The following is a 1,324-nucleotide window of genomic DNA, read 5'->3' as shown; positions in this document are numbered from 1 at the left end:
AGTACAACCACAGACAGACCTAATCAAGTCCTACTAGGAACGCGCGGGCGTCGAGACGGTCGTCATCGGTCGGCGGGCCGCCCTGGTTGACCGGGCTCCGGCCGAATACGTCGAGGTTGGCCGCCGTCCGAGATGTCCGACGGTCTGCTGTGCGGCCCATCAGGATCAGGCCAGGGACGGGTCGTCGCGGATGGGTCGGGGGACGTCGAGGCGGATCAGAGGGCCGTGGGAGAGGTCCTCGCCGATCGCGCCGTCGACGGCGGCGAGGTCCGCGACCTCGTCGCCGATCTCCCCCCACAGGTCCGGAGCGGACCGCGCATCGACGACGATCGTGGTGTTGTCGGCAAGGAGCACACCCTCGGCTGACGCAGTCGGGTAGTCGTCCCGGACCACGTCGCAGAGCACGGCGACTGCCGTTGGATAGAGCTGGTGAACTTTTGATGCGAGTCCGCCGTCAGCGGTGATCCGCCGTCGCACCTCGGTGTTGATCGCGGACAGGGCTGCGCTGAGTTCGTCGTCGGCGGCGGTCGGGAGCGCGGATAGGTCGAGCAGCACGGGCCGACCTCCTTCGGTCGTGGGGGTGCGTAATCGGTTGCGGGATGTCGGGTTCGCTCACGGTCAACACCGCCCTGACGCCCGACACGGGTTGCCGTTGTCGGTGCGGGCCGTGCCTCGAACCCTGGTCAGAAGCGGGTAGCCGTTGGTGTTGCCATCGACCACGAGGTGAGCGTCCGTTGGGTCCGGCGATGTGTTTCGTACCTGCACGAGGATCGGGGCGGCCGGGACGGCGCCCGTGCGGTGTCGCAGCGGGCGCCTCCTCGGCCGGTGACCGATGGCGCTCACTTCTCGACGATCTCCCAGGTCCACCTGAAGCCGCCGACGTAGTACAGACCGTCGCGCGGGTTGGGTTCGACCGTCTCCGTGTCGTCCGACCAGGTGTTGTGGATCGTGACGACCCCGTCTTCTCCGATGGTGATCGTCTCCTGGTCGTCGGAGCCGACCGCCAGGTTGGACAGGTCCAGAGCGGCGGCGATCTCACGAACCTGGTCGAGGGTGAATCCGGGGCAGGCGAAGCCGTTCCAGCGCAGATCGTTGGCTGGTACGTCGTACTCGCCGAGGCCATCGAGGGTCACACGCATCGTCTTGTGCGCAGAGGTCATTGTTGATCTCCCTGTGGAGGTGTGCTGAACATCTGCCTGTTCGGTGGGCGGCGGCCGGCTCAGGTGGGCAGGCAGCAGCTCAGCGGCACCCCGCGCACGTCGTAGCTGGTCGCCTCGGAGGGAACGGGGAAGCGCTTGTTGCTGGAGGTGAAGCGCAGACGGTC

The 1,324-nt window shown here is 67.2% G+C and carries 2 protein-coding genes; both read right to left on the bottom strand.

What is annotated here, in order from left to right; genetic code table 11:
• Nucleotides 1–165: 165 nt before the first annotated feature.
• Complete coding sequence (locus tag KBI5_RS24810; protein ID WP_085016637.1) at nucleotides 166–555, bottom strand: hypothetical protein; 390 nt, start codon at nucleotides 553–555, stop codon at nucleotides 166–168.
• A 284-nt stretch (nucleotides 556–839) separates the two neighbouring features.
• Nucleotides 840–1,160 (bottom strand): hypothetical protein, encoded by a 321-nt coding sequence (locus tag KBI5_RS24805; protein ID WP_085016636.1) that lies wholly within the window; start codon nucleotides 1,158–1,160, stop codon nucleotides 840–842.
• Between the last annotated feature and the right edge of the window lie 164 nt (nucleotides 1,161–1,324).

The sequence above is a fragment of the Frankia sp. KB5 genome, assembly GCF_002099325.1.
GTDB classification, from domain to species: domain Bacteria; phylum Actinomycetota; class Actinomycetes; order Frankiales; family Frankiaceae; genus Frankia; species Frankia casuarinae.
This window is presented reverse-complemented; position numbering and strand designations above follow the sequence as displayed.